Source organism: Actinoplanes sp. URMC 104 (assembly GCF_051386375.1).
In the GTDB taxonomy this organism is placed as follows: Bacteria; Actinomycetota; Actinomycetes; order Mycobacteriales; family Micromonosporaceae; genus Actinoplanes.
The window spans coordinates 207,362-231,926 of record NZ_JBPQTO010000012.1; the positions used below are offsets into that span (position 1 = coordinate 207,362).

21 protein-coding genes are annotated in these 24,565 nt (G+C 73.0%); 12 read left to right on the forward strand and 9 right to left on the reverse strand.

Annotated features, from left to right (window positions below; all coding sequences use genetic code 11):
- The first annotated feature begins 134 nt into the window (after positions 1–134).
- Positions 135–1,148, forward strand: a complete 1,014-nt coding sequence (locus ACSNN8_RS39855) for a LacI family DNA-binding transcriptional regulator (RefSeq protein WP_436655999.1) — start codon at positions 135–137, stop codon at positions 1,146–1,148.
- 612 nt (positions 1,149–1,760) lie between these two features.
- Here ACSNN8_RS39855 and ACSNN8_RS39860 read toward each other — a convergent pair.
- The 3 genes from ACSNN8_RS39860 to ACSNN8_RS39870 form a co-directional block, all read right to left on the reverse strand.
- Entirely contained in the window at positions 1,761–2,657 is an 897-nt protein-coding gene (locus ACSNN8_RS39860) for a carbohydrate ABC transporter permease (protein ID WP_436656001.1), read from the reverse strand.
- 1 nt (position 2,658) lies between these two features.
- A complete protein-coding gene (locus ACSNN8_RS39865; protein WP_436656003.1) occupies positions 2,659–3,501 on the reverse strand; it encodes a carbohydrate ABC transporter permease in 843 nt (280 codons plus the stop codon).
- Between the two features lie 77 nt (positions 3,502–3,578).
- Positions 3,579–4,928, reverse strand: a complete 1,350-nt coding sequence (locus ACSNN8_RS39870; RefSeq protein ID WP_436656005.1) for an extracellular solute-binding protein — start codon at positions 4,926–4,928, stop codon at positions 3,579–3,581.
- 305 nt (positions 4,929–5,233) lie between these two features.
- Here ACSNN8_RS39870 and ACSNN8_RS39875 point away from each other — a divergent pair, with 305 nt between their 5' ends.
- On the forward strand, positions 5,234–7,585 hold the full coding sequence (locus ACSNN8_RS39875; protein ID WP_436656007.1) for a glycoside hydrolase family 3 N-terminal domain-containing protein: 2,352 nt from the start codon (positions 5,234–5,236) through the stop codon (positions 7,583–7,585).
- Here the strand turns inward: ACSNN8_RS39875 and ACSNN8_RS39880 are convergent.
- Positions 7,520–10,240, reverse strand: coding sequence for a LuxR C-terminal-related transcriptional regulator (locus ACSNN8_RS39880; protein ID WP_436656009.1), 2,721 nt, complete (start codon positions 10,238–10,240; stop codon positions 7,520–7,522). The two genes, ACSNN8_RS39875 and ACSNN8_RS39880, sit on opposite strands and share 66 nt — an antisense overlap.
- Positions 10,241–10,487: 247 nt before the next feature.
- Between ACSNN8_RS39880 and ACSNN8_RS39885 the strand changes: the two genes are divergently transcribed.
- The 10 genes from ACSNN8_RS39885 (at position 10,488) to ACSNN8_RS39930 (ending at position 19,286) form a co-directional block, all read left to right on the forward strand.
- Positions 10,488–11,321 (forward strand): alpha/beta hydrolase family protein, encoded by an 834-nt coding sequence (locus tag ACSNN8_RS39885; RefSeq protein ID WP_436656739.1) that lies wholly within the window; start codon positions 10,488–10,490, stop codon positions 11,319–11,321.
- Between the two features lie 72 nt (positions 11,322–11,393).
- Positions 11,394–12,407 carry a LacI family DNA-binding transcriptional regulator gene (locus ACSNN8_RS39890; protein WP_436656011.1) on the forward strand — a complete coding sequence of 338 codons (1,014 nt, stop codon included), beginning with the start codon at positions 11,394–11,396 and terminating at the stop codon, positions 12,405–12,407.
- A 10-nt stretch (positions 12,408–12,417) separates the two neighbouring features.
- Entirely contained in the window at positions 12,418–13,419 is a 1,002-nt protein-coding gene (locus ACSNN8_RS39895) for a 5'-3' exonuclease (RefSeq protein WP_436656013.1), read from the forward strand.
- 233 nt (positions 13,420–13,652) lie between these two features.
- Complete coding sequence (locus ACSNN8_RS39900; RefSeq protein ID WP_436656015.1) at positions 13,653–15,116, forward strand: AAA family ATPase; 1,464 nt, start codon at positions 13,653–13,655, stop codon at positions 15,114–15,116.
- Between the two features lie 101 nt (positions 15,117–15,217).
- Positions 15,218–15,919 (forward strand): energy-coupling factor ABC transporter permease, encoded by a 702-nt coding sequence (locus ACSNN8_RS39905; RefSeq protein ID WP_436656017.1) that lies wholly within the window; start codon positions 15,218–15,220, stop codon positions 15,917–15,919.
- Positions 15,916–16,260, forward strand: coding sequence for a PDGLE domain-containing protein (locus tag ACSNN8_RS39910; protein WP_436656019.1), 345 nt, complete (start codon positions 15,916–15,918; stop codon positions 16,258–16,260). Before ACSNN8_RS39905 ends, ACSNN8_RS39910 begins: the two co-directional genes overlap by 4 nt.
- Before the next feature lies 1 nt (position 16,261).
- A complete protein-coding gene (gene cbiQ / locus ACSNN8_RS39915) occupies positions 16,262–17,023 on the forward strand; it encodes a cobalt ECF transporter T component CbiQ (RefSeq protein ID WP_436656021.1) in 762 nt (253 codons plus the stop codon).
- A gap of 7 nt (positions 17,024–17,030) precedes the next feature.
- The gene (locus ACSNN8_RS39920) at positions 17,031–17,807 is read left to right on the forward strand and encodes an energy-coupling factor ABC transporter ATP-binding protein (RefSeq protein ID WP_436656023.1); all 777 of its coding nucleotides are present in this window, start codon (positions 17,031–17,033) and stop codon (positions 17,805–17,807) included.
- Positions 17,808–18,250: 443 nt separating this feature from the next.
- Positions 18,251–18,700 carry a hypothetical protein gene (locus ACSNN8_RS39925; protein WP_436656025.1) on the forward strand — a complete coding sequence of 150 codons (450 nt, stop codon included), beginning with the start codon at positions 18,251–18,253 and terminating at the stop codon, positions 18,698–18,700.
- 28 nt (positions 18,701–18,728) lie between these two features.
- A complete protein-coding gene (locus ACSNN8_RS39930; RefSeq protein ID WP_436656027.1) occupies positions 18,729–19,286 on the forward strand; it encodes an HD domain-containing protein in 558 nt (185 codons plus the stop codon).
- 17 nt (positions 19,287–19,303) lie between these two features.
- Here the strand turns inward: ACSNN8_RS39930 and ACSNN8_RS39935 are convergent, their stop codons facing one another.
- From ACSNN8_RS39935 to ACSNN8_RS39955, 5 genes are all read right to left on the reverse strand, one after another.
- Complete coding sequence (locus tag ACSNN8_RS39935; protein WP_436656029.1) at positions 19,304–19,846, reverse strand: hypothetical protein; 543 nt, start codon at positions 19,844–19,846, stop codon at positions 19,304–19,306.
- A gap of 53 nt (positions 19,847–19,899) precedes the next feature.
- Positions 19,900–20,529, reverse strand: a complete 630-nt coding sequence (locus ACSNN8_RS39940) for a DUF2461 domain-containing protein (RefSeq protein WP_436656031.1) — start codon at positions 20,527–20,529, stop codon at positions 19,900–19,902.
- A 10-nt stretch (positions 20,530–20,539) separates the two neighbouring features.
- On the reverse strand, positions 20,540–22,615 hold the full coding sequence (locus ACSNN8_RS39945) for a transglycosylase domain-containing protein (RefSeq protein WP_436656741.1): 2,076 nt from the start codon (positions 22,613–22,615) through the stop codon (positions 20,540–20,542).
- Between the two features lie 130 nt (positions 22,616–22,745).
- Positions 22,746–23,402: a response regulator transcription factor gene (locus tag ACSNN8_RS39950; RefSeq protein WP_436656033.1), complete on the reverse strand. Its 657-nt coding sequence runs from the start codon at positions 23,400–23,402 to the stop codon at positions 22,746–22,748.
- Positions 23,399–24,496 (reverse strand): sensor histidine kinase, encoded by a 1,098-nt coding sequence (locus tag ACSNN8_RS39955; protein ID WP_436656035.1) that lies wholly within the window; start codon positions 24,494–24,496, stop codon positions 23,399–23,401. Before ACSNN8_RS39955 ends, ACSNN8_RS39950 begins: the two co-directional genes overlap by 4 nt.
- Positions 24,497–24,565: the final 69 nt, after the last annotated feature.

A 24,565-nucleotide genomic window follows, 5' to 3' on the forward strand; every position in this document is an offset into this window, starting at 1 on the left:
GGGCCCTTACCCCGGCTGCGCCGATATCAGACGTGTGCACGTGCCCTTATCGGCCGGGGAATGTGCAATACTTCCGGAACTCCGAGACGAAAGTTTCGGCGCACAGCTGGGGCGAACGAGGAGAGACAATGGCCGTGACCGGAAGACGCGTCACCATCGCGACCATTGCGGAGGCTGCCGGCGTCTCGGTGCCGACGGTGTCCCGGGTGCTCAACGGGCGTACGGACGTCTCGCCCGAGACCCGTGACCGCATCGAGCACCTTCTGCGCGAGCACGACTACCGGCCTCGTAACTCTCGGCAGCCGCTGCGCGCGGGGCTGGTGGACCTCGTCTTCCACGATCTGGACAGCCCGTGGGCGGTCGAGCTGATCCGTGGTGTCGAGGAGGTCACCCACGCTGCGGGCGTCGGCACAGTGATCTCCGCTGTGCACCGGCGCACCGCGTCGACCCGCCAGTGGCTGCAGAACCTGCGCTCGCGCCAGTCCGACGGCGTGGTGCTGGTGATCTCCGACGGGGCCGGCCCGGTCTACACCGAGCTGCACCGGCTCAACGTGCCGATGGTCATCATCGACCCCGCGGGCGGCGCCGCGGCCGACGTGCCCACGATCGGCGCGACCAACTGGTCGGGCGGGCGCAGCGCGACGGAATACCTGATCTCGCTGGGCCACGAGCGGATCGGGCTGGTCGAGGGCCCCCGCAACCTGCTGTGCAGCCGCGCCCGGCTCGACGGCTACCGCGCGGCGCTCGAGTCGGCCGGCCTGCGCGTCGACCGCAAGCTGATCGAGCCCGGCGACTTCCGCCACGAGGGCGGCTTCGCGGCCGGCCAGCGACTGCTCGACCGCGACGACCCGCCCACCGCCATCTTCGCGTCGAGCGACCAGATGGCGCTCGGCGTCTACGAGGCGGCCCGGCTCAAGGGCTTCCGCGTGCCCGACGACGTGAGCGTGGTGGGCTTCGACGACCTGCCCGAGGCCCGCTGGTCCTCGCCGCCGCTCACCACCGTACGGCAGCCCCTGGCCGACATGGGCGGGCTCGCCGCCCGCACCGTCCTGCGCCTCTCGCGCGGCGAGCGCATCGAGACCCCCCGGGTGGAGCTCGCGACCGAGCTCGTCGTCCGCGAGAGCACCGCGCGCCTCAAGTCCGCGTAGGTTCTGTCCGCGGACCACGGCCGTCGGGGACGGCGCGGAGCCGGCCGACCTTGCCGGCCCTGGTGGCCGGTGCACGCCGGTGTCTGCGGCGGTTGAAGCCACGCCCGACCTGGTTACGACGGCGACAGCCGGCCGGGGTCGAACGCCGGCGGCCGGCCACCGCGGCTGCCGCTGCGTTCAGGTTGGCGATCTGGTCGTGGGGTGGCGGGATCGTCGCGCGGATTGCCAAGCATGATCCGCGGGGCGGACCAGGGCCCTCACCGGGTCCACGCAGGGCCTCACGCCCGAGTAGCGATCGTCCGGTGTGGCACGCGATCCGAGCAGTCGAAGACGGGCCGCTGCTGCTGACGTGGCCCATCCGCGGCGGGCGATGCATCAACGCATGCCGCAGATTCCTGCCCGAACGCTTCGGGCGATGCGGCCGGCACGCTGATCACGCCGGTCAGGCCACCAGCCGGACGGTACCCGGCGGACACGATCCGCGGGACAAGAGCCCAGCGGCGTGCCGATGAGCTGAGACCACGGTGGAGTTGACGCGGGAGCAGATCCGGGTGACGCAAGAAGTCGAACGGCGAGGACCCGTGGCGGGGCCTCGCCGTTCGATCGGTGGTGTTACTTGCTGAAGCCTGCCGTCAGGCCGCTCAGCAGCTGGCGACGGCCCACGGCGTAGAGGATGACGATCGGCAGCGTCGTCAGGGTGACCGAGGCGGCGATGGCCGGCACGTTCACGCCGAACTGGCCCGAGAAATCGAACAGCGCCAGCGGGACCGTCCGGTTGTCGGGGCTCTGGGTGAGCACCAGCGGGAGCAGGAAGCCGTTCCAGATGCCCAGCGCGTTGTAGATCGTCACGGTGACCATCGCGGGGCGGGTCAGCGGGAACGCCAGGCGCCACATGGTGCCCCACTCGGTGGCGCCGTCCATCCGCATCGACTCGAAGAGCTCCTTCGGCACGTCGCGGATGAAGTTGCTCAGCACCAGCACCGACAGCGGGATGGCGAACGCGATCGACGGCATGATGATCGCGGCCAGGGTGTCGTACATCTGGAGGCGAATGATGATCAGGTAGACCGGGATGATCACCGCCTGCAGCGGGATCGCCAGGCCCATCACGAACACCGAATTCATGAGCCGCAGGATCCGGCTGGTGCCGCCGCCCCGGACGATCGCGTACGCCGCCATGAAGCTGATCAGGACGGCGGGGACCACCGCGCCGGCCGTGACGATCACGCTGTTGAGGAAGTAGCGGGCGATGTCCGACTCGATGACCGTCTTGTAGTTGGCGAACGAGAAGTCGCTGGGCGGCGCGAGCGGGTTGGTGATGAAGTACGAGTCCTGGGTCTTGAAGCTCGTGATGACGATCCAGTAGATCGGCAGCATCACGACGAACAGCCACAGCCAGCTCAGGCTGCCGCCGATCCAGTTGAACCCGGCGAAGCGGCTGCGCTTGCGGGTGCCGCCGGGGGTGCCCGTCACGGTCGGCGACGCGCTGTGCTTGGTCAAAGTCGCCACCTCAGGCTCCTTCCAGCTGGCTCTCGTCGCCCCGGCCGCCGAGCCGGCGCAGCAGCAGCGACAGCCCGAGTCCGACCAGGACCAGGATCACGGCGATGGCGCTTGCCGGTCCCATCAGGTTGGCCTGGAAGCCCTGCTGGTACATCAGCAGCGCCAGGGCCCGGGTGGCGTCGCCGGGGCCGCCGGCGGTGAGCACGTAGATCAGGTCGAAGAACGTCAGCGAGCCGACCACCATCAGCGTCGACGACGTGATGATCGTGTACTTGAGCTGGGGCAGCGTGATCGACAGGAACTGCCGGATCCGGCCGGCGCCGTCGATCTGCGAGGCCTCGTACATGCTGGTCGGGATCTGCCGGACCGCGCCTTGGTAGATCAGCGTGTGGAACGGGATGAACTGCCACGACACGATGAAGATCAGCACACCCATGGCGAGCGAGCCCTTGCCCAGCCAGTCCTGGTTGAGCGCCTCGACGCCCAGGCCGCTGCCGAGGCCGAAGCTCGGGTCGAGCAGCGCCTTGTAGGTGATGGCGATGGCGGCCGAGCTGAGCAGCAGGGGGATGAAGAACAGCACCGCGAGGAACTCGCGGTAGCGCCGGCTGGTGGCCAGGAAGACGCCGAGCAGGATGGACATCGGCGTCTGCACGGCCCAGGACAACGCCATGATCAGGAAGGTGACCCAGAGCGCGTGCGGCAGGCCCGGGTCCTGCAGCGTGGCCTTCCAGCTGTCCAGACCGGACGGCACGATCTCGCCGATGCCGTTCCAGGTGGTGAAGCTGAGCGCGAGCACGCCGAGCAGCGGGACGATGCCGAAGAAGACGAACCAGACGAACGCCGGAAGAGCCATCCAGACGACGGAACCGCTCCGCCCGCCGCTGGACCTGGTGGGCTCCTTCGTCCGTACGACGGGCGGAGCGATTGTCGTCACTTGCCGATGACTCCGTTCATGGCGTCAACCCACTGCTGCGGGGTGACCTGCAGCTGGAACAGCTTGGCGATGTTGTTCAGCAGCGTCTCGGCCGCGGTGGGGCTCAGCGCCTGGTCCCAGGACTGTGCGAACGTCTTGGCGCCGTTCGCGATCGCGGCCATGTCCTTGAGGAACTGGGCGTCGGCGCCCTGGAACAGGCTATCGCTGTTCTTCAGCACCGGCACGCCGCCGGACTTGACCCAGCCCTCCTTCTCCTGGTCGTCGACCAGGGTGGTGGACATGAACTTCTTGGCGATCTCCTTGGCCTCCGGGGTGGCCTTCGACGAGATCGACAGGTACTGGCCGGGGTTGCCGACCGTGTTGCTCGGGTCGCCCTTGCCGCCCTCGACGGGCGGGAAGTTCATCCAGCCCAGGCCGCCCTCCTTGACGAAGTTGCCGCCCTGGGCGGCCTGAATGCCGTACGACCAGGAGCCGTGCAGCATCATCGCGGCCTTGCCCGTGTAGAGCAGCGCCTGGTCGGCGTTCGAGTCGGCCGCCGTCGACGAGAAGCCCTTCTGGAAGCCGTTCGCCTTCACCAGATCCTGGATCTTGGTGAGCATGTCGATGACGGCCGGGTCGCTCCAGGCACCCTTCTCGCCGGCGAAGACGCGGTCGAAGACCTCGGAGCCGGCGGTGCGGTCGAGCAGGAACTCGAGCCACATCATGTTCGTCCAGCGGGACTGCCCGGCCAGCGAGAACGGGGCGATCTTCTGGTCGTTGAACTTGGGGACCAGCGCCATGATCTCGCCCCACGACTTCGGAGGCTGGACGCCGACCTTGTCGAAGACCTTCTTGTTGTAGAACAGCACGATCGGCTGCACGGTCTCGACCGGCATCGCGTAGATCTTGCCGTTGACCGTGGCGGCGCCGAAGGACGACGGGAGGATCTTGTCCTTGACCGCCGCGTTCTGCGCGAAGAAGTCGGTCAGGTCCTCGACCTGGTTGGCCGTGACGTACTCCTTGAGGCCGCCACCGCCCCAGCCCCAGATCATCGTCGGGGCCTGGTTCGCGCCCAGCGCCGTCTTGATCTTCTGCTTGTACGCGTCGTTCTGGTAGTAGAACTCCTGGATCTTGCTGCCGGAGTTCGCGTCGTTCCAGCGCTTGATCGCGGCCTTGCGGACCGGCTCGCCGGGCGGGCCGCTCAGCGACCAGTAGCTGGCCGAGCCGCCGCCACCGCCGCCGGTGTTGCCGCCACCGCCGCTGCTGTTCTCAGGGCCGGAGCTGCCGCAGGCGGCCAGCGCCGCGGCGCCGGCCGCACCCGCGGCGAGGCCGAGGAAGTTCCGCCGGGACATCGGGTTATGGGTCACGCTGATCTCCGTACTCGAGTGCCGCCCTGCCGGGCGGCTAGAGGATCGCCGTGGTGGGTGGTCGTCCGAGTCACAGTGGCTGCAACTTTCGCTCGACAACCGCAAATTAACACGAGGTTTCGTTAACGTAGGGTTTCAGCTTGATCATGTCAAGGGTCTTGCTGTGGTCGCGCTCCCAAAGCGAGAGTGGGAGCGGTCGCGGCCTGCTCGCGAGCCCTGCATAAGATCGTCCGGCACCGAGAGAAACACCTGTACAAACACTGAAAGTTTCGGAACCACCTGAGGAACCACTGAGGAGTTGCGCCGTGACCACAGAACCGGCACACAGGCCCTGGCAGGACCCGGCGCTGCCCGTCGCCGAGCGCGTCGACGCGCTGCTCGCCGCGATGACCCTCGAGGAGAAGGTCGGCCAGCTCGGCAGCCGCTGGGTCGGCAACGACATGCAGGACGACGAGCAGGTGGACCCCGAGGAAACCCTCAACGTCGCCCCCATGCAGGACGTTTTCGCCGCTTCCGGCACGATACCGCTGGAGGAGGCCAGCCGGAACGGCCTGGGGCACCTCACCCGGGTCTTCGGTAGCTATCCGTTATCACCGGCCGAGGGCGCCGCCGAGGTCGTGCGCCAGCAGCACATCGTCCTCGCCAACTCGCGCCTGGGCATCCCCGCGATCGTCCATGAGGAGTGCCTGACCGGCTTCACCACATTCGGCGCAACGGTCTATCCCGCCGCGATCGCCTGGGGCGCCACCTTCGACCCCGACCTGGTCGAGCGGATGGCCGCCGCGATCGGCCGCGACATGGCCGCCGTCGGCGTGCACCAGGGCCTGTCCCCCGTGCTCGACGTGGTGCGCGACTACCGCTGGGGCCGGGTCGAGGAGACGATCGGCGAGGACCCGTACCTGGTGGCCCTGCTCGGCGCGGGCTACGTGCGCGGCCTGCAGAGCGCCGGCGTGATCGCGACGCTCAAGCACTTCGCCGGCTACTCCGCCTCGCGCGGCGCCCGCAACCACGGCCCGGTGCCGATGGGCCGGCGGGAGCTGCTCGACGTCATCCTGCCGACGTTCGAGACCGCGATCCGCGAGGCCGGCGCCGGCTCGGTCATGAACTCGTACTCCGACATCGACGGCCTGCCCGCGGTCGCCGACCCGTGGCTGTTCACCGAGCTGCTGCGCGAGCGGTGGGGTTTCACCGGCACGGTGGTCTCCGACTACTGGGCCGTGCCGTTCCTGGCCACCACCCACCACGTCGCCGAGGACATGACCGACGCGGGCGTGCAGTCGCTGACCGCCGGCATCGACGTCGAGCTGCCCGACACGCTGGGCTTCGGCACCGACCTGATCGGGCGGGTGCCCGAGGAGCTGATCGACCGGGCGGTCCGCCGCCTGCTCACCCAGAAGGTCGAGCTCGGGCTGCTCGACGCGGGCTGGACGCCCGAGGGCTCGGTGGCCGCGGCCGCGGACGCCGAGCTTGACTCGCCCGGCAACCGCGCGCTCGCCCGCGAGCTGGCCGAGCGTTCGATCGTGCTGCTCGATGAGGGCACGGCGCTGCCGCTGGCGCCCGGGACCGCCCGGATCGCCGTGGTCGGCCCCGCGGCGCACGACCCCCGTACGTTCATGGGCTGCTACGCCTTCCCCAACCACGTGCTGCCGCGATACCCGGACGCGGGGCTGGGCATCGAGGTGCCGACCGCCGTCGACGCGCTCAAGTCTGCCCTTTCGGACACCGAGGTCGTGTACGAACAGGGCTGCGCCGTCATCGGCGACGACCGGTCGGGTTTCGCCGCCGCCGTCGAGGCCGCCCGCGGCGCCGATGTCACCGTGGCGATGGTCGGCGACCTGGCGGGGCTGTTCGGCCACGGCACCTCGGGCGAGGGCTGCGACGCCGAGGACCTGAGCCTGCCCGGCGTGCAGGCCGAGCTGATCGAGGAGCTGCTCGCCACCGGCAAGCCCGTCGTCGTGGTCGTGGTCTCCGGTCGGCCGTACGCCCTGGGGCGCATCGCCGGACGGGCCGCCGGCCTGGTGCAGGCGTTCATGCCGGGCGAGGAGGGCGGCGCGGCGATCGCGGGCGTGCTCACCGGCCGGGTCAACCCCGGCGCCAAGCTGCCCGTGCAGATCCCCCGGCACGCCGGCGGGCAGCCCGGCACGTACCTGCAGCCGTCGCTGGGCGCCGAGAACACGGGCGTCAGCAACCTCGACCCGGTGCCGCTGTTCCCGTTCGGGCACGGCCGGTCCTACACCACGTTCGAGGTCGACGAGCTGCGGATCAGCGCCGCGGAGGTGCCGACCGACGGCGAGTTCACGGTCACCGTGCGGGTGCGCAACACCGGCTCGCGCGCCGGCGACGAGGTCGTGCAGCTCTACCTCAAGGACCTGGTCGCCCAGGTGACCCGCCCGGTGAAGCAGCTGACCGGCTTCGTCCGGGTGCCGCTCGAGCCCGGCGAGGCCAGGGACGTGACGTTCACCGTGCACGCCGACCGTACGGCCTTCACCGGGCGCGACCTCTCGCGCGTGGTGGAGCCGGGCGAGCTCGACGTGCTGGTCGGCACGTCGGCGACGGACCTGCCGTGCACCGGCCGGGTCCGCCTGACCGGCTCACTGCGCGTGGTGGCCGACCGCGACCGCCGGCTGGTCACGCCGGTCACCGTCGAAAAGGTCTAGCCGGGCCAGCTCGGTGCGGGAGCGGACGCCGAGCCGCGCGAACACGTTGCGCAGGTGGTGGTCGATCGTGCGGGGGCTCAGGTGCAGCTGCTGGGCCACCTCGCGGTTGGTGGCGCCCTCGGCGACCAGCCCGGCGATCCGCTCCTGCTGGGCGGTGAGCGGGACGCGGCCGACCGGGCCGATCCGCTCGCCGGCCGCGCGCAGCTCGCGGGCCGCCTGCTCGGCCCACGGTCCGGCGTCGAAGCGGTGGAACGTCTCGGCGGCCCGCCGCAGGTGCTCGCGCGCCTCGGCGGGCCGCCGGCGCCGCCGCAGGTGCCGGCCGTAGAGCAGTTCGGTGTGCGCCAGCGCGAACCCGGCGTCCTCGTCGCGCTCGTGCCAGCCCAGCGCCTCGCGGAAGTAGTCGTCGGCGCCGCTCGCGTCGGTGAGCGCCCGGCAGCGGCTGCGCAGCGCGAGCCAGCCCGGCTGCCCGGTGCGCCCGGCCCAGCGGTCGAACACCTCCCCACCGCCTCCCGTCGCCTCGACCAGATGCGGCGCGATCGCGACCCGCAGCGTCATCGATCCCGTACGGGCGACGCGCGCCAGCCGTCCGGCGGCCTGCTCCGGGTGCCCGGCCACCAGGTCCAGCAGGGCCTCGGCCCACTGGCCCAGGGCGTTGTCGCCGGCGCGTTGCCGGCTGGTCGCCGCGTCGCCGGTGAACGCCGCGAGCAGGCCGAGCAGGCTCAGGTGGGCCTCGGCGAGCTCGGGACGTCCGGCCCCGCGGGCGACCGCCGCGCCGTCGAGCGCGGCTTCCACCGCCGCGTCGTGCCGTCCCGCGGCCAGTTCGGCGTACGCGAGGGTCTCGAGCGCCTCGGGCACGAGCCGGGCGTTCCCGGCCGCTCGCGCGAACGTGACGGCCTGCCGCGCCAGCCGGGCGGCGCGCCGGTCCCGGCCGAGCAGGATGCCGGTGTTCGCGGCCCGCAGCAGCGCGACCGGGTCGGTGGTCTGCCCGGCGAGCCGCAGCACCTCGCGCAGGCGGCCGAAGGCGGCCTCGTCGTCGCCGGTGAACAGGTCGGCCACGCCGGCGACCTGGTGCACCGCCATCTCGGTGGCCGGGCGGCCGCCGGCGCACCGGGCCACCGCCTGCCGGGCGAGCACCGGATAGCGGCCCGGCTCCCCCGCCCGGCCGCACGCCTCCCCGGCGACGAGCAGCGCGTCCAGAGCTCCGCCGGGGTCGACCGGCAGCAGCTCGGCCGCGACGTCGAGCAGCGTGTCGCGGGCCTCGGCGGGCGCGCCGCGCACGTGCATCTCGGCGACGAGCGCGCGGGCGCGGGCCCGCACCACGGCGTTGCCCGGCCCCTCGCTCGCGCGCCGCAGCAAGGGCCTCGCCTCCCGGGGCCGTCCCGCCGCCAGCGCCGACCGGGCGGCCGCCAGCAGCGCGCGGGAGGGGTTGCTGCCCAGCTCGGCGGCGTGCCGCTGCGCCGCGAAGGCCAGCCGGGCCGGCGCGCCCTCGGCCGCGTCGAGCAGTTCGTGCGCCAGCAGGTCGTCGGCTCCCGGTGCCACGGCCGCGCGGTGCAGCAGGGCCCGCAGCCGCCGCCCGCGCGCCGCGTACGCCCGGGCCAGCGCGTGGTGCGCGTCGTGCCGCTGCGCGATCGGCGCCTCCCCGAGGACGACCAGCCGCATCACGGCGGGGGTGAACCGCAGGCCGCCCGCGGAGACCTCGACGAGGCCCGCGCGCTCGGCCGGCGCCAGATCCGCCAGCGTCGGCCCGGCTCTTCCGGGCGCTGGTAGATGGGCGACGTCGGCGTCGGGGAGGCCGGTCGCGGCGAGGCCGGCGGCCGCGAGCAGGTCGGCGACGTCGGCGTGGCCCGTGGCAGCCAGGTCGGCGGCGGCGAGAAGGAGCAGGTGGCGGGTGGCGGCCGGAAGAGCGGCCAGGGCCGTACGACCCTGCCGGCGCAGCCCGCTGTCCGGCGTCAGCGTCGTGGGTGGCGGGGCGAAGCCGCGCCGCTGCTCCGGCGTGAGCGAGGCGGCCAGGTCGGCCAGCGCGCCCGGATGCCCGGCGGCGAGCTCGACCAGCGCGGTCGCGACGTCCGGGGCGAGGTCGCGCACCAGGCGGTGGGCCGCCTCCTCGCTCAGGGGCGGCAGGCGCCGCGTCGGCAGGCCGGCGTACGCCTCGGCGCTCGCCCGGACGCCTGCGAGCAGCGCGACCGGCAGGCCGCCGAGGCGGCGCGCGACGAGCCGGACCTGCTGCCCCGACGGCGCGTCGAGCAGGTCGGCGTCGTCCACCAGGCAGAGCACCGGCCGGGCCCGCGTGGCCAGCCGCAGCAGGGCGAGCACGCTCACTCCGAGCAGCAGCGGCCCGGCGGCGGGGGCCCGCCCGGCGATCACGTCCGTCAGCGGCTCGCGCTGGTGCGCCGGAAGCTCCGCCACGAGCGGCCCGAGCGGTTCGATCAGGCGCTGCAGCCCGCCGTGGTCCCAGCCGGCCTCCTCGACGTGGCCCGCGGCCGCGAGCACCGTCCAGCCGGGACCGGCGAGCGTCGCGGCGGCGTGCAGCAGCGTCGTGCGGCCCTCCCCCGGCCCGGCCGCGAGGGCCAGCGCGCCGCCCCGCCCGGCCGCCGCGGCGTCGAGCAGCGTCCGGATCGCCGCGAGCTCGGCCTCGCGGCCGGCAACTTCATGCACTGCCGGTGCATTAAGCATGTCGTGAGTCTTTCCGCGCAGGCCACCCCGGGGAAGGCATCGACCCCCGACTTTTCGGCAGCTGAAATTTCGGCGATGTTAACGGCCCATGGCGCAAGGCCGGTGGTTTCACCGATGCGTACCGGACGGAACCGCGCAAACACTGACCGCCATCAATCCTCCTAGTTCGGGAGCGTGTCAGGTGCAGCAGGTACGCAACCCCCGCCGGCCCGGCCGGCTCGTGCTCGCGATGGTCGCCGCGGCGGTGCTCGCGACCGGCCTCGGCGCGGCGCCGGCACAGGCCGCCGCCAACCCGTACGAGCGGGGCCCCGCCCCCACGACCGCCGCGCTCGACGCGAGCCGCGGCCCCTACTCGGTGGCGACGCAGAGCGTGTCGTCGCTGGTCACCGGCTTCGGCGGCGGCACGATCTACTACCCGACCACCACCAGCGACGGCACGTTCGGCGCGGTCGCCATCTCCCCCGGCTTCACCGCCACCTGGTCGAGCCTGTCCTGGCTGGGCCCGCGCATCGCGTCGCACGGCTTCGTGGTGATCGGCATCGAGACCAACACGCTGCTCGACCAGCCCGCCTCGCGCGGCGACCAGCTGCTGGCGGCGCTGGACTACCTGACCCGGACCAGCTCGGTGCGCTCGCGCATCGACGCCTCCCGCCTCGCGGTGGCGGGCCACTCGATGGGCGGCGGCGGCAGCCTCGAGGCCGCCCAGGACCGCCCGTCGCTGCAGGCCGCCGTGCCGCTGGCGCCGTGGAACACCCAGAAGAGCTGGTCGAGTCTGCGCGTGCCCACGCTGATCGTCGGGGGCGAGAGCGACACGGTCGCCCCGGTGTCGTCGCACTCGATCCCGTTCTACACGACCATCCCGTCCGCGACCGAGAAGGCGTACCTGGAGCTCAACAACGCCTCGCACTTCTTCCCGCAGTCGGTCAACACCTACACCGCCCGCCTCGCGGTGTCCTGGCTCAAGCGCTTCGTCGACAACGACACCCGCTACGACCAGTTCATCTGCCCGGGCCCGTCCAGCGTGTCCGTCTCGGACTACCGCAGCACCTGTCCGCTGTCGTAGACGGCGACGCGCAGGCAGCCGGCCGGCGGGCGGACCCCCGCCGGCCGGCCCCGTGCGGTTATCCTCCCGCGGATGAGCGTCAAACGTGGGCGGCCGCCGGGCATGATGGACGTGGCCCGGCTGGCCGGGGTGTCGCACCAGACGGTGTCGCGGGTGCTCAACGAGCATCCGAACGTCAGCGAGCCCACCCGGCTCAAGGTGCGGGCGGCCATCGCCGAGCTCGGCTACCGGCCCGACCGGGCGGCCCGCGCGCTGGTCACCGGCACGTCCAAGGTGATCGGCGTGGTGGCGCAGAACTCGTCGCTGTACGGGCCGGCCTCGATGCTGACCGCGTTCGAGGAGGCGGCGCAGGCCACCGGGTTCGCGGTCAACGTGGGCAGCGTGCGCAACCTCGACGAGCGGTCGATCGCCGACGCCGTGGAGCGGCACCTCGACCAGCGGGTGGCCGGGCTCGTCGTGATCGCGCCCGTCGCCGAGGCCGCGCCGGCCCTGGCCAAGCTGCCGGGGGACGTGCCGCTGGTGACCATCGACGGGGACCCGGACAGCTCCGCCACGCTGGTCACGGTCGACCAGGTCGCCGGGGCCCGGGCGGCCACCGAGCACCTGCTCGAGGCGGGGCACCGGTCGGTATGGCACATCTCGGGCCCGGCCGACTGGTTCGACGCGGCGGGCCGGGTACGGGGCTGGGAGGCGGCGCTGCGCGAGGCCGGACGGGAGATACCGCCGCTGCTCACCGGTGACTGGAGCGCCGCGTCCGGATACCGCAACGGGCAGCTGCTGGCCCGGCTGCCCGAGGCGACCGCGGTGTTCGCCGCCAACGACCACATCGCGCTCGGGCTGCTGCGGGCGCTCAACGAGCACGGCCGCCGGGTGCCCGCGGACGTCAGCATCGTGGGCTTCGACGACGTTCCCGAGGCGGGCTTCTACAACCCGCCGCTGACCACGATCCGGCCCGACTTCGACGCGGTCGCGACTGCCGCGCTGGAGCTGCTGCTCGCCCAGATCGAAGCCGGGACCACCGAGGCCGTACGGCGGACCATCGCGCCGGCCCTCGTGGCGAGGGAAAGCGTCGGACCCCCGGCGTAGTCTTCCTCGCGTGCCTCTTCTGCTCGTCCTCGACGGCAACAGCCTGCTGCACCGCGCCTACCACGCCGGCGCGGGCGACGGCTGGGTCGACGACGACGGCAACCCGATCTGGGCGCTGCGCGGCTTCCTCGGCTATCTGGCCCGGGCCGCCGCCCACCTGCGCCCCGATGCGGTGGTGGTCGGCTTCGACTGCCCCGAGGAGTCGGCCCGCCGCAGCGACTACCCGGCCTACAAGGCGCACCGCCCCGACAAGGCGGAGGACCTGACGGCCCAGCTGCTGGCCGCCCCCGCGCTGCTGCGCGACGCCGGGGTCTGCACGGTCGTCCCGCGGGCCTACGAGGCCGACGACGTGCTGGCCAGCGTCGCCGCCACCGCCCGCGCCCAGGGCTGGCAGTCGGTGCTGATGACCAGCGACCGGGACGCGTTCGCGCTGATCGACGAGCACACCTCGGTGCTGCGGGTGCGCAACGGCGGCTTCGACGAGGCGGTGCTGGTCGACGCCGCCGGCCTGCCCGCGCTCTACGGCGTCCACCCCTGGCAATACCGCGACTTCGCCGCGCTGCGCGGCGACCCGTCCGACAACCTCCACGGTGTCCGCCGCTTCGGCGCCACCACCGCCGCCAAGCTGCTCGCCGCGTTCGGCACGGTCGAGGCGGCGTGGGAGGCCGGCCTCGCCGTGGTCCGTGACGCGGTGGGCGCCCACGCCGCCACCTGCTTCACGGCGCCCGACGCCCGCGAGGTGGTCGAGCGCAACCGCCGCCTGATGAGCATGCGCCACGATCTGCCCATCCCCGACCTGTCGACCGCCCGCCTGCCGCTCGACCGCCTCGTGCTGCGGCAGGCCCTGCGAGCCCGCGGCATCAACCTCGGCCCGTCGCTGTGGGCGCTCAACGGCGGCGCTCCGCCCACCGCCGCCGACGCCGACCTCACGCCCGAGTTCCGCCCGTGGGTGTTCCGCGGCAGCCTCGCCGCCCGCCGCGAGCCGACGCCGGGCCAGATGGCGCTGTTCTGATCGCCGCCCCCGGCCGGGCGACCCGGTAGGGTGACGGCATGGGTTGCGCCTGCATGCAGATCCGCCTCACCGCCTAGCGGCGGTGACGCGGTTGTCGTGACGCACCGCCGGATCAGCGTCCTGCCGGCAGCCTTTCGCGTGTCCTCCCGAGCTGCCGGATCCTCCCTCGTGATCCGGAGAGCAGACCTGTGTCGCACCCCTTTCTCCCCTCATCGCGCCCCGCGGCGTCGCCGGTGGTCGCCGTCTCCGACCGGGTGGCGCTGTCGCTGCGCGCGCTGGGCACCGCCGGGCAGGCGTGGCTGGCCGGGCTTCCCGATCTGGTCGCCGGGCTGGCGGACGACTGGTCGATCACCGTCGGCGCCCCGCTGGACGGCGGGCGGACCGCTTACGTCGCCGAGGCGACGACCCGCGGCGGCACGCCCGTGGTGCTCAAGGTGGCGATCCCGGCGGAGCCGGCCGGCGGCCCCACCCCGTACGACCGGGAACTGACCGCCCTGCGGCTCGCGGACGGCGACCCGTACGTCCGGCTGCTCCGGCACGACCGGCCCCGCCGGGCCCTGCTGCTCGAACGGCTGGGCGCCCCGACGGCCGCGCCCCGGCTCGGGGATCTCGTGCGCACCGCAGCCCGCGGCTGGCGCCCGGCCCCGGACGACGGCCGGCTGCCCACCGGGGCGCAGGCGGCCCGCTGGCACGCGACGTTCCTGGAGTCCATGTGGGAGCGGCTGGCCCGGCCGTGCTCGCAGGCGGCCGTGGAGCTGGCCGTCGGCTACGCCCGCTCGCGGGAGGCCGCCTTCGATCCCGCCCGGGCGGTGCTCGTGCACGGGGACGTGCAGGCCTCGAACGTCCTGCGGGGGGCCGACGGCCTGCGGGTGATCGACCCGATCGGGCTGCTCTCGGAGCCCGCCCACGACCTCGGCGTGATCCAGGCCCGCGGCGTGCCCGGCCGGCTCTCGGCGAGCGACCCGCGGCGGCTGCGCGCGGAGTTCGCCGACGGCTGCGAGCGGGCGGGCCTGCTCACCGGGGTCGACCCGCAGGCGATCCGGGAATGGGCGTACGTGGAACTGCTCTCCACCGGGCTGCACGTGCTGCACCTCGGCGACCACCGGGAGGCGCAGACGCTGCTCTCGGTCGCCGACGCGCTGGCCGCCAGGCCCCCCACGCTCTGGTTGATGGTCGGGCTCCCGGGCGCCGGAAAGACCACCCGTGCCGAGGAGCTCGCCGTGGCCCGCCACGCGCTGCGGCTCACCCCCGACGAGTGGATGATCGCCCTGTTCGACGGGTCGCAGCCCGACGGCAAGCGCGACCTGCTCGAGGGCCGGCTGATCGCCCTGGCGCTGCAGGCCCTGCGCCTGGGCACCAGCGTCGTGCTCGACTTCGGGCTCTGGAGCCGCGACGAGCGGTCGGCGCTGCGCAGCCTCGCGGCCTCCGCCGGGGCTTCCTGCGAGGTCGTCTATCTGCCCGTCGACGAGGACGTGCAGCGCGCCCGCATCGCTCGCCGCCAGGCGACCGCGCCGCACACCACGTTCCCGATGACCGTCGCGGACCTGCGCCGCTGGCGCGGCCAGTTCGAGCCGCCCGACGCCGCCGAGCTGCGCGGCTCGGTGATCCCCGATCCGCCGGCGGGCCGGCCCGGTTGGCACGAATGGGCCGCCGAGCGCTGGCCCTCGCTCGCCGCGACTCCACCACCGCCGACGTGATGCATCGAACTACCAGTTGCCTTCTGCTGTTCTGTTGCCAAGACTTTGCAACAGCACCCCGTACTCATATGCTGCGGTCAAGATCCGCACTGGGAGGCGTCATGGAGACGACGGCGATGCACATCGCCAACGGGATCGTGGACGGCCCGGTGTCGGCCGTCTTCGCGGTCCTCGCGGTCGCCGCGCTCGCGTACTGCGTCCGCAAGGCCCGCAACGACCTCGACGAGCGGCTGGCCCCCATGGCCGGGCTGGTCGCGGCCTTCATCTTCGCCGTGCAGATGCTGAACTTCCAGGTGCTGCCCGGCGTCTCCGGCCACCTGCTCGGCGGCACCCTCGCGGTCATTCTGGTCGGCCCGTGGGTGGGCGCGCTCTGCGTCTCCACCGTCCTGATCGTGCAATGCCTGCTGTTCGCCGACGGCGGCCTGACCGCGCTCGGCCTCAACATCACCAACATGGCGCTGCTCGGCACCGCCGCGGGCTACCTGCTGGTCGCCGGCCTGCTGCGCGTGCTGCCCCGCACGTCCACGGGCCTCGCCGCGACCGCGTTCATCGCCTCGGTCGTGTCGGTGGTCGTCGCCTCACAGGGGTTCGTGCTCGAGTACGCGCTGGGCGGCACGACCGACCTGTCGCTGCCCGCGATCTCGGGCACCATGGCCGGCGTCCACGTGCTGATCGGCATCGGCGAGGGCCTGATCGCCGCCACCACGGTCGCGACCGTCGCCAAGGTCCGGCCCGACCTGGTGTACGCCCTGCGGCGCTTCCGCAAGCCGGCGCCGGACGTCAAGACGGGAGTCAACGCGTGAGCAAGCGACTCGGCTGGTTCCTCGCCGGCGGGCTGCTCGTGGCCCTGCTGCTGGCCGGCGTGGTGAGCAACTTCGCCTCCAGCAGCCCCGACGGGCTCGACTACGCCGCCCGCGAGGGCTGCACGTTCAACGCCGACGGCGAGATCACCGGCGGCACCTGCATGGCGCAGCGGGAAGGCGAGCACCAGCTGGGCGGCTCGCCGCTGGCCGACTACGGCATCCGGGGCGTCGGCAACAGCTTCCTGTCCACGGCGCTCGCGGGCACGGCGGGCGTGCTGATCACCTTCGGCGTCGGAGCCGGCCTGTTCTGGGTCGCGCGCCGCCGCCGTCAGGACGCCTGAGGTGGGCGCCGGGCACGCCCACCCGTTGCACCTGGACCGGCCGAGCCCGGTGCACCGCCTCGCCCCCGAGGTGAAGATCGCCGCGGTCCTGCTCTTCACGATCATCGTGGTGGTGACCCCGCGGACGGAGTTCTGGGCCTTCGGCGGGTACGCCCTGCTGCTCGCCGGCGTCGCGGCCGCGGCCCGCGTGCCGGCCCTGTGGCTGGGCAAGCGCGCCACGATCGAGCTGCCGTTCGTGCTGCTCGCAGTCGCGCTGCCGTTCGCCGGCCACGGCCCGCGCACCGAGTGGCTCGGCCTGTCGCTGTCGATCGACGGCCTGCACGGCGCGTGGAACATCTTCGCCAAGGGCACGCTCGGCGTGCTCGCGTCGCTGCTGCTCGCGGCGACGACAACGATGCGCGACCTGATCGTCGGGCTCGACCGGCTGCACTGCCCCGCCGTGTTCACCCAGATCGCCACGTTCATGCTGCGCTACCTCGACGTGCTCGCCGACGACGCCCGCCGGATGCGGATCGCCCGGCTGGCCCGCGGGTACGATCCCCGCTTCCTGTGGCAGGTCAAGGCGTTCGCGGTCAGCGTGGGCGCCCTGTTCCTGCGGGCGTACGAGCGGGGCGAGCGCGTCTACCTCGCGATGGTGTCGCGCGGCTACACGGGCCGGCTGCCGCGCGCGCAGGGCGAGCGGGCCCCGGCCGGGCAGTGGGTGGCCGCCGCCGCGCTGCCGGTCGCCACCGCCGGGATCGCGCTGGCCGCGGCCCTAGGATGATGGGATCATGAGCGACCCCTCCGAGCCGGCCCTGCGCGTGCGCGACCTGCACTTCGCCTACCCCGACGGCACCCCGGTCCTGCACGGCGTCGACCTCACCCTGGCCCGCGGCGAGCGCGTCGCCCTGCTCGGCCCGAACGGCGCCGGCAAGACCACCCTGGTGCTGCACCTCAACGGCATCCTGCACGGCGGCCCCGGCACGATCGACGTCGCGGGCGCCCGGGTGAACCCCGCCGACCGCGCCGCGCTGGCCGAGATCCGCCGCCGCGTCGGCATCGTCTTCCAGGACCCCGACGACCAGCTGTTCATGCCCACGGTCGGCGAGGACGTCGCCTTCGGCCCGCAGAACCTGGGCGTCCGCGGCGACGAGCTGCGCCACCGCGTCGACGAGGCGCTGGCCGCCGTACGGATGAGCGAGCACCGCGACCAGGTGCCGCAGCACCTGTCGTTCGGCCAGCGCCGCCGGGTCGCGGTCGCCACCGTCCTCGCGATGCGCCCCGAGATCCTGGTCCTGGACGAGCCGTCCTCCAACCTCGACCCCGCCAGCCGCCGCGAGCTGGCCGAGATCCTCGAGCCGCTGCCCGTCACCGTCCTGATGGTGACCCACGACCTGCCGTACGCCCTGCAACTCTGCCCCCGCGCCGTGATCCTCGACGCCGGCCGCATCGTCGCCGACGCCCCCACCCCCGAGGTGCTCGCCGACGAGGCGCTGCTGCGGGCCCACCGTCTCGAGCTGCCTTTCGGCTTCGACCCGACCGCCGCCGCAGCCCGAGCCGCCCGCTGACCGCACCGCCCACCACACCCCACCGCCCGCCGGATCGCGCCCGCCTGCAGCCCGCGCCGCCCACCGCACCTCATCGCCCGCGCACCGCACCGCGCCACCCGCCGCACCGCCCGCCCGCGCCCGCGCCGCCCGGCGGCTGACATGCGTCCGCCCGGCGGCTGACATGCGTCCGCCCGGCGGCTGGCACGCGCCGCTAGCGCTGCGCCGAGCCGGCGAGCCGTGCCGCGCCCGGCCCCTTAGAAGCGGCAGCGCCGCGCCCGGCCGGTCGGTGAGCAGCAGCAACAGCGCCGAGATCGGGCCCGACAAAGCCGCGCCGGAGCGGTCCGCCGGGAGACGTCGGTGGCGCTCAGTTCGAGCCCGCGCAACCGCCGCCGCGCGAAGACCGGCCAGCCCATCGACCACACCCGCTCGGCGCCCGCCCGCGCGGCCTCGACCGGCATCGGGTGCTCCAGGCCGAGCGGCAGCGCGATGTCCTGACCGTGCACCAGGACGTCGAAAACGATGTTGCGGTAGTTCGTCACGAACGGAAGCCGGCGCGACCCGGCGTCTCGGCGCAGCACGGCGACGATCTGCGCCGGCCCGGCGAACGACCGGATCGCCAGCTCGCGGTTGACGCGGTCGAAGCTGCCCCGCGCCCGCACGGAGTCGCGCGCCAGCCCTGGTCGACCAGCTCGAACGCGCCGGCTACGTCGAACGCGTGCCCGGCCCCCACGGACGCGCGGGCGCGGCTGGTCCGCATCGCCGAGCGCGGCGCCCGGGCCGTCCCGATCGCCGCCGCGGCCGTGGCCGAGGTGGAGGCCGAGTGGACCGCGCACCTGGGCGCCGGCCGCACCGACATGCTGCGTGTGATCCTGGCCGACCTGCGGACGATCACCGACCCGTACGATGGGTGACCTCGACGGCCGCCGGAGGACCTGACCCGTGGACCTGCCCACCGATGACGAGATCCGCGCGCTGCACGAGCGGCTCGCGCCCGACGAGGACGCGTTCGAGCGGGTCTGGACCCACAGCCTGATCGTGAGCGAGATGGCCACGGGCCTGCTGGACACCGACCTGGTCCGCGCGGGCGCGCTGCTGCACGACGTCGGCGTCCATCGGCTGCGCCCCGGGGAGTCGTACCTGCGCCACGGCATCCTCGGCCACGAGCTGCTGCTCGCCGAGGGCTACCCCGAGCACCTGGCCCGCTTCTGCTCGCACCACACCGGCGTGGGCCTCACCCGCGACGACATCACGCGTCAGCATCTGCCGCTGCCGCCCGCGGACTACCTCGCCGAGACTCCCGAGGAGACCGTGGTCATGTACGCGGACAAGTTCCACAGCAAGACGACTCCGCCGCGGTTCTACACGGCCGCCTCGTACGCCGCCCGGATCGCCCGCTTCGGCGCCGACAAGGCCGCCGCGTTCGCCGCCCTGGTGGACCGCTACGGCGAGCCCGACCTGGAGACCCTGGCCCGCCGCCACGGTCACGAGCTGCACTGAGGCCGTACGGGAGGTCGTCAGCTCAGCGTGAACGTGACGTCGTCCAGGTCGTACGTCGTGACGCCGCCCCCGGCCATCTCACTGCTCACGAAGGAGATGATCGCCGTGCGCTCCGCGGCGCCCGCGCCGGACGAGGTGCTGTACTGGTACCAGTACGCCGGACCGTCGGAGTGCAGCGCGTGCCGGGTCTTCGGCGGCTCCCCCGAGACGGCCATCCCCATGTTGAGGTAGTCGCTGGTGCCGCCCGCGGTGGTGGTCGTCCGGACCCAGAACCGCACCGTGAGGTTGCAGCCGGCCGGCACGGTCACCTCCGTGCGCAGCAGGTCGGTCCGGCTCACGTCGAGGCCGCCGAAGGTGGCGTACGCCCGGCCGCGGTGCGCGGGCCGGGTCTCGTCGCCGAGCACGACCATGCGGGGCCCGGCGGTCCAGCCGGTGGCGCCCCGCTCGAAGCCCGGGTTGGGGTGGATCTGCCCGGCGCACGGCGCGTCGGCCCGGGCCTGGTCGGCGTGAAAGGCGCTGCCCGCGGCGAGCAGCAGGGCGGCGGCGGCAAGAGTCTTCATGGATTCAAGACTATCGATGCATGCCGGTCGGCGTGGCCCGGCAAATGGGGCTATTACGCGGCCGGTCCGACGTGGACGTCGAGCCACTCGCGCAACGGCCGGCTCGCCCGCAGGAACTCCTCGACGCGCTTGCGGGCGGCGGCCGTGCCGAGCCACGGCGCGGGCTCCCACTGCCGCCACGTGGTCAGCCCCTTGTGGCGCAGCAGGTCCGCGTGCGGATGGTCCCTGGGAAAGCCGCGCGGCACGGTCTTGAGCGACCCGTGCCCGTGCACGCCGATCCCCTGCTTCTCGATCGCCGCGATGACCTCGAGCAGCTCCGTGCCCGACAGGTCCCCCGCGACCGCCTTGCGGTACCGCTCGAGCTGGTCGGGCGCGAGCTGCCACATCCCGCACCCCGCCGCGAGGCCCTCGGCGGACAGCTGCACGTAGCCGCCGCGTTCGAACCAGGCGCCGAGGTGCGTCTTGTACGGCGACTTGTCCTTGCTGAACCGCACGTCGCGGTAGGGCCGGAAGACCTTGCCCGGCCCGAACTCCGGCTCGAGCTCGGCCAGCAGCTCGAGCATCGGCCCCCGCACCCGCTCCTCGTAGAACGCGAGGTGCCCGGTCCAGTACGTCTTGGAGTTGTCGGCCTCGAGCCCCTCGTAGAACTCGAGCGCCTCGCTGGGCCAGCCACGAAACGTCATACCGCGGACCCTATTCGCCGGGCTTCTTGAACTCCACGGGTTCGGTGCCCTCGAGGTAGTCGGCGAGCGTGCGGTACACGACCGGGTTGACGATGTCGTGGCGCATGTCGTCGCTGTGGTTGGCCCAGTCGGGGTTGACCATGTAGCCGGCCACCACCAGGCTGGTCGCGCCCACCACCAGCGACGCGGTGCGGTTCGCGTCGGTCGTGCCGGTCTTGCCGAAGATCGGGTGCCGGATGGTGGCGTACGCGTCCGGCTCGGTGGCGCCCGAGCAATTGCCCAGTTGGGCCCGGTCGCCGACCGGGCAGCGCGCGGCGTCGAGCGCCTTGCGGGCCACGTCGGGGTCGGTGGCCCGCCGGCACGACGGCTGACCGGCCTTGATCTTCGTGCCGTCCGCCTCGGTGATCTGCTTGATCGGGGTCGGGGCGCAGTACATGCCGTCGCCGGCCAGGGTGGCGTACGCGTTGGCGATGTCCAGCGGCGTGGACGAGGTCACGCCGAGCGTGAACGCGCCGAACTGGTGCGCCGCCTCCTCGGTCTTCATCAGGTCGCGGTCGCTGGAGGAGCGGTAGACCATGCCGAACCGCTTGGAGACGTCGATGACCTTCTCGGCGCCGACCTGCTCCTGCAACGGCACGAAGTACGTGTTCACCGACTTGCCGAAGCCCGACCACATATTGAAGGTGCCCTTGGTGTTGGGCGAGGAGTTCGACGGGCAGTAGTTGGTCGTGCCGGGGCACGCCGCGGGCGATCCGGCCGCGACCGGATAGTTCGACTTGTACGTCGATCCGGACGTGATCGGGTGGTCCAGCTCGAAGCCGTTCTCGAGCGCGGCGACCATGGTGAACATCTTGAACACCGAGCCGGCCTGGTAGCCGTCGATGTCGCCGCCGCCGGTGATGATCGGGTTGGTGGTGTTCGGATAGGTGGCCCGGGCGCCGGCCCGGCGCGCGGCCGGGTTGGAGCTGGGCGGGTTGCTGCCGTCGTCGAGCTTGAACTTGCGGTTGGTCGCCAGCGTCTTGACGTGGCCGGTGCCCGGCTCGACCCCGGCGAGCACGACGGCGTTGCGGTTGGTGTCCTTGATCTTGCGGGTGATCTCGTGCCGGGCGGCGTTCTGCGCCTTCACGTCCAGCGAGGTGACGATCTTGTAGCCGCCCGTCTTGAGCCGGCGTTCCCGCTCGTACGCGTTGGCGCCGAACGCGGGCTGCTCCAGCCACCAGCGATAGAAGTAGTCGCAGAAGAAGCCCCAGCTGTTGGTCGCCACGGACGTGCAGCCGTTGCCGGGCCGGTTGGCCGTGCGGCCCAGCTTCACCTTCTTGGCCGCCTCGCCCTCGGCCTTGGTGATCTGCCCGAGCGCGACCATGTTGTCGATGATCCAGTTGCGCCGGTCGAGCGCCTGCGGATAGCCGCCCGGCGTGGTCGGGTCGAACGCCGTCGGCGCCTTGACCATGCCGGCCAGCAGCGCGGCCTCGGCGATCGTCAGGTCCTTGGGCGACTTGCGGAAGTACACCTGGCTGCCGGCGTAGACGCCGTACGCCCCGTTGCCGAACGGCGCCAGGTTGAGGTAGCGCCGCAGGATCTCCTTCTTGTCGAGGTCCTTCTCGACCTGGAGCGCGTACTTCATCTCGGCGATCTTGCGCTCGGGGCTGTCCTTGGTGGCGTCGATCACCTCCTGCGCCGTGCGGGCGCCGTAGGCCTGCGCCATCCGCACGTACTGCATGGTCAGCGTCGAGGCGCCCTGCTGGTCGCCGCCCTGGCTGTTGTTGACGAACGCACGGGCGATGCCCTTCACGTCGACGCCGTTGTGCTCGTAGAACTTGTGGTCCTCGGCGGCGACGATCGCGTTCTGCATGTTGACCGAGATCTGCTTGATCGGCACGTCGCTGCGGAACTCGTCGTAGATCACGGCGATCGGCGTCTTGCCGTCGGCGGCGAACACCCGCGTCACCTGCGGCGCCGACTGCTGCACGATGGTGCTGGGCAGCGACGCGAACTCCTCGGCGCCCGCCTTGGCCACCAGGCCGCCCAGCGCGACCGCCGGGAACGCCGCGGCGGAGAGCACCAAGGCGGTCAGCAGACCGCACATCAGCAGCAGGCCGGATTTCGTGACGAAAGATCGGTTACCGCTGGGCACGGGTCGCCGGACCACCTTCCTGGACGCCTTTTTGGGACGCCGAGGAACGTACCCGATCGGACTGTGGCATACCTGAATGCCCTCACCCGATGCGATAGCCGACACCCGGCAGCGTCGCGAGGACGGACGGGTCGCCCAGCTTGCGCCGGAGCCGGCCGACGGTCACGGTCACCGTGTTGGTGAACGGGTCGGCGTTCTCGTCCCAGACCTGCTCCAGCAGCGCCTCGCTGCTCAGGTAGCCCGGCGCCGCCCGCAGCAGCGCCTCCAGCACGGCGAACTCCTTGACCGACAGCGGCAGCGGCACCCCGCCGCGCGTAGCGACCCGGGTCACCGGGTCCAGCTCGACGCCGCCCGCGCGCAGGACCCGCGGCCGCGCCGACGGGCGGCGCCGCGCCAGCGCCCGGACCCGCAGCACGAGCTCGGGGAAGTGGAACGGCTTGGCCAGATAGTCGTCGGCGCCCAGGGTCAGCCCGCGCACCCGGTCGTCCGCGCTGCCCGAGGCGGTGAGCATGAGCACCATGGCGCGGTCCTCGCGGGCGGTGATCATCTGGCAGAGCGTGTCGCCGTGCAGGCCCGGCAGGTCCCGGTCGAGGACCACCACCTCGTACGGGGTGAGATCGAGCTTCGCCGCGGCGCTGAGCCCGTCGAGCGCGACGTCGACGGCCATCCCCTGGTCGCGCAGACCCTCCGCGACCACCTCGGCGAGCGCGGTCGCGTCCTCCACCACGAGCACCCTCACGGCCGCTCCCCGTCCGCGGGCAGCGACACGGTCAGCCGCAGCCCGCCGCCCGGGCGGGGCTGCAGGTCGAGGGCGCCGCCGTGCGCGGCGGTGACGGCGGCGACGATGGCCAGGCCGAGCCCGGTGCCGGGTCCCGTGCGGGCCGGGGCGACCCGCTGGAACGGGCGGCCCAGCCGGGACAGCGACGCCGGGTCCAGCACCGGGCCGTCCGACTCGACGGTCAGCACGGCCGCGGACGCCGAGGCCGCGCCGGACACCCAGATGCCACCGCCGGGCACGTTGTGCGTGACGGCGTTGTCGACGACGTTGTCGACCAGCCGGGCGAGCAGGACCGCGTTGCCCGGCGCGAGCAGCGTCGCGGGCGGGTCGGCGTACACCCGCAAGCCTTTGACCTCGATGGCCGGCCCGCGGGCGCTCAGCGCGGCGGCGGTCAGCGACGACAACGAGACGACGGTGCGGTCGTCGAGCGCGCCGTGCTGCGCCCGGGCCAGCATCAGCAGGCCGTCGAGCAGACCGTCCATGTGGTCGAGGGAGCCGCGCAGCCGCTCGGCCAGCGGCGCCGGCACGGGTTCGGGCTTGGCCATCGCCACGTCCAGCGAGGCGCGCATCGTAGCCAGCGGGGTACGCAGCTCGTGCGAGGCGTCCGCGACGAACCGGCGCTGCGCGGCGAACGACTCCTCGAGCCGGGCGAGCAGGTCGTCGATGGTGTCCGCCAGGTCCTTCACCTCGTCGGCGGGCCCGGCCACCGCCAGCCGCGAGTGCAGGCTGTCCGCGGTGATCCGCCGGGTCGCCGAGGTGATCGTGCGCAGCGGACGCAGCACCCGGCCGGCGGCCGCGCGGCCCAGCACCAGCGAGAACAGCAGCATGACCAGGAACGCGACGACGGCGCCGAGCAGCAGCCGGCGCGAGGCGGACGCGTCCGCTTCGGCGAGCTGACGTTCCAGCTCGGCGACCCGCGCCTGGCCCACCGACGTGACCGGCGTGCTCTGCCGCGTGTTCTGCAGCCCCAGCACGGCCACGATGGCGATCAGCCCCGCGCCGGACAGCAGGAACATGACCCCGTAGAGAAGCGTGTAGCGCATGCGGACGCCCATGCGGACAGCATGCCCGCCGCGACCTAACAGCGGGGTGACGGCCGCCGTGCCGCCCGCGTTAGACGCCGG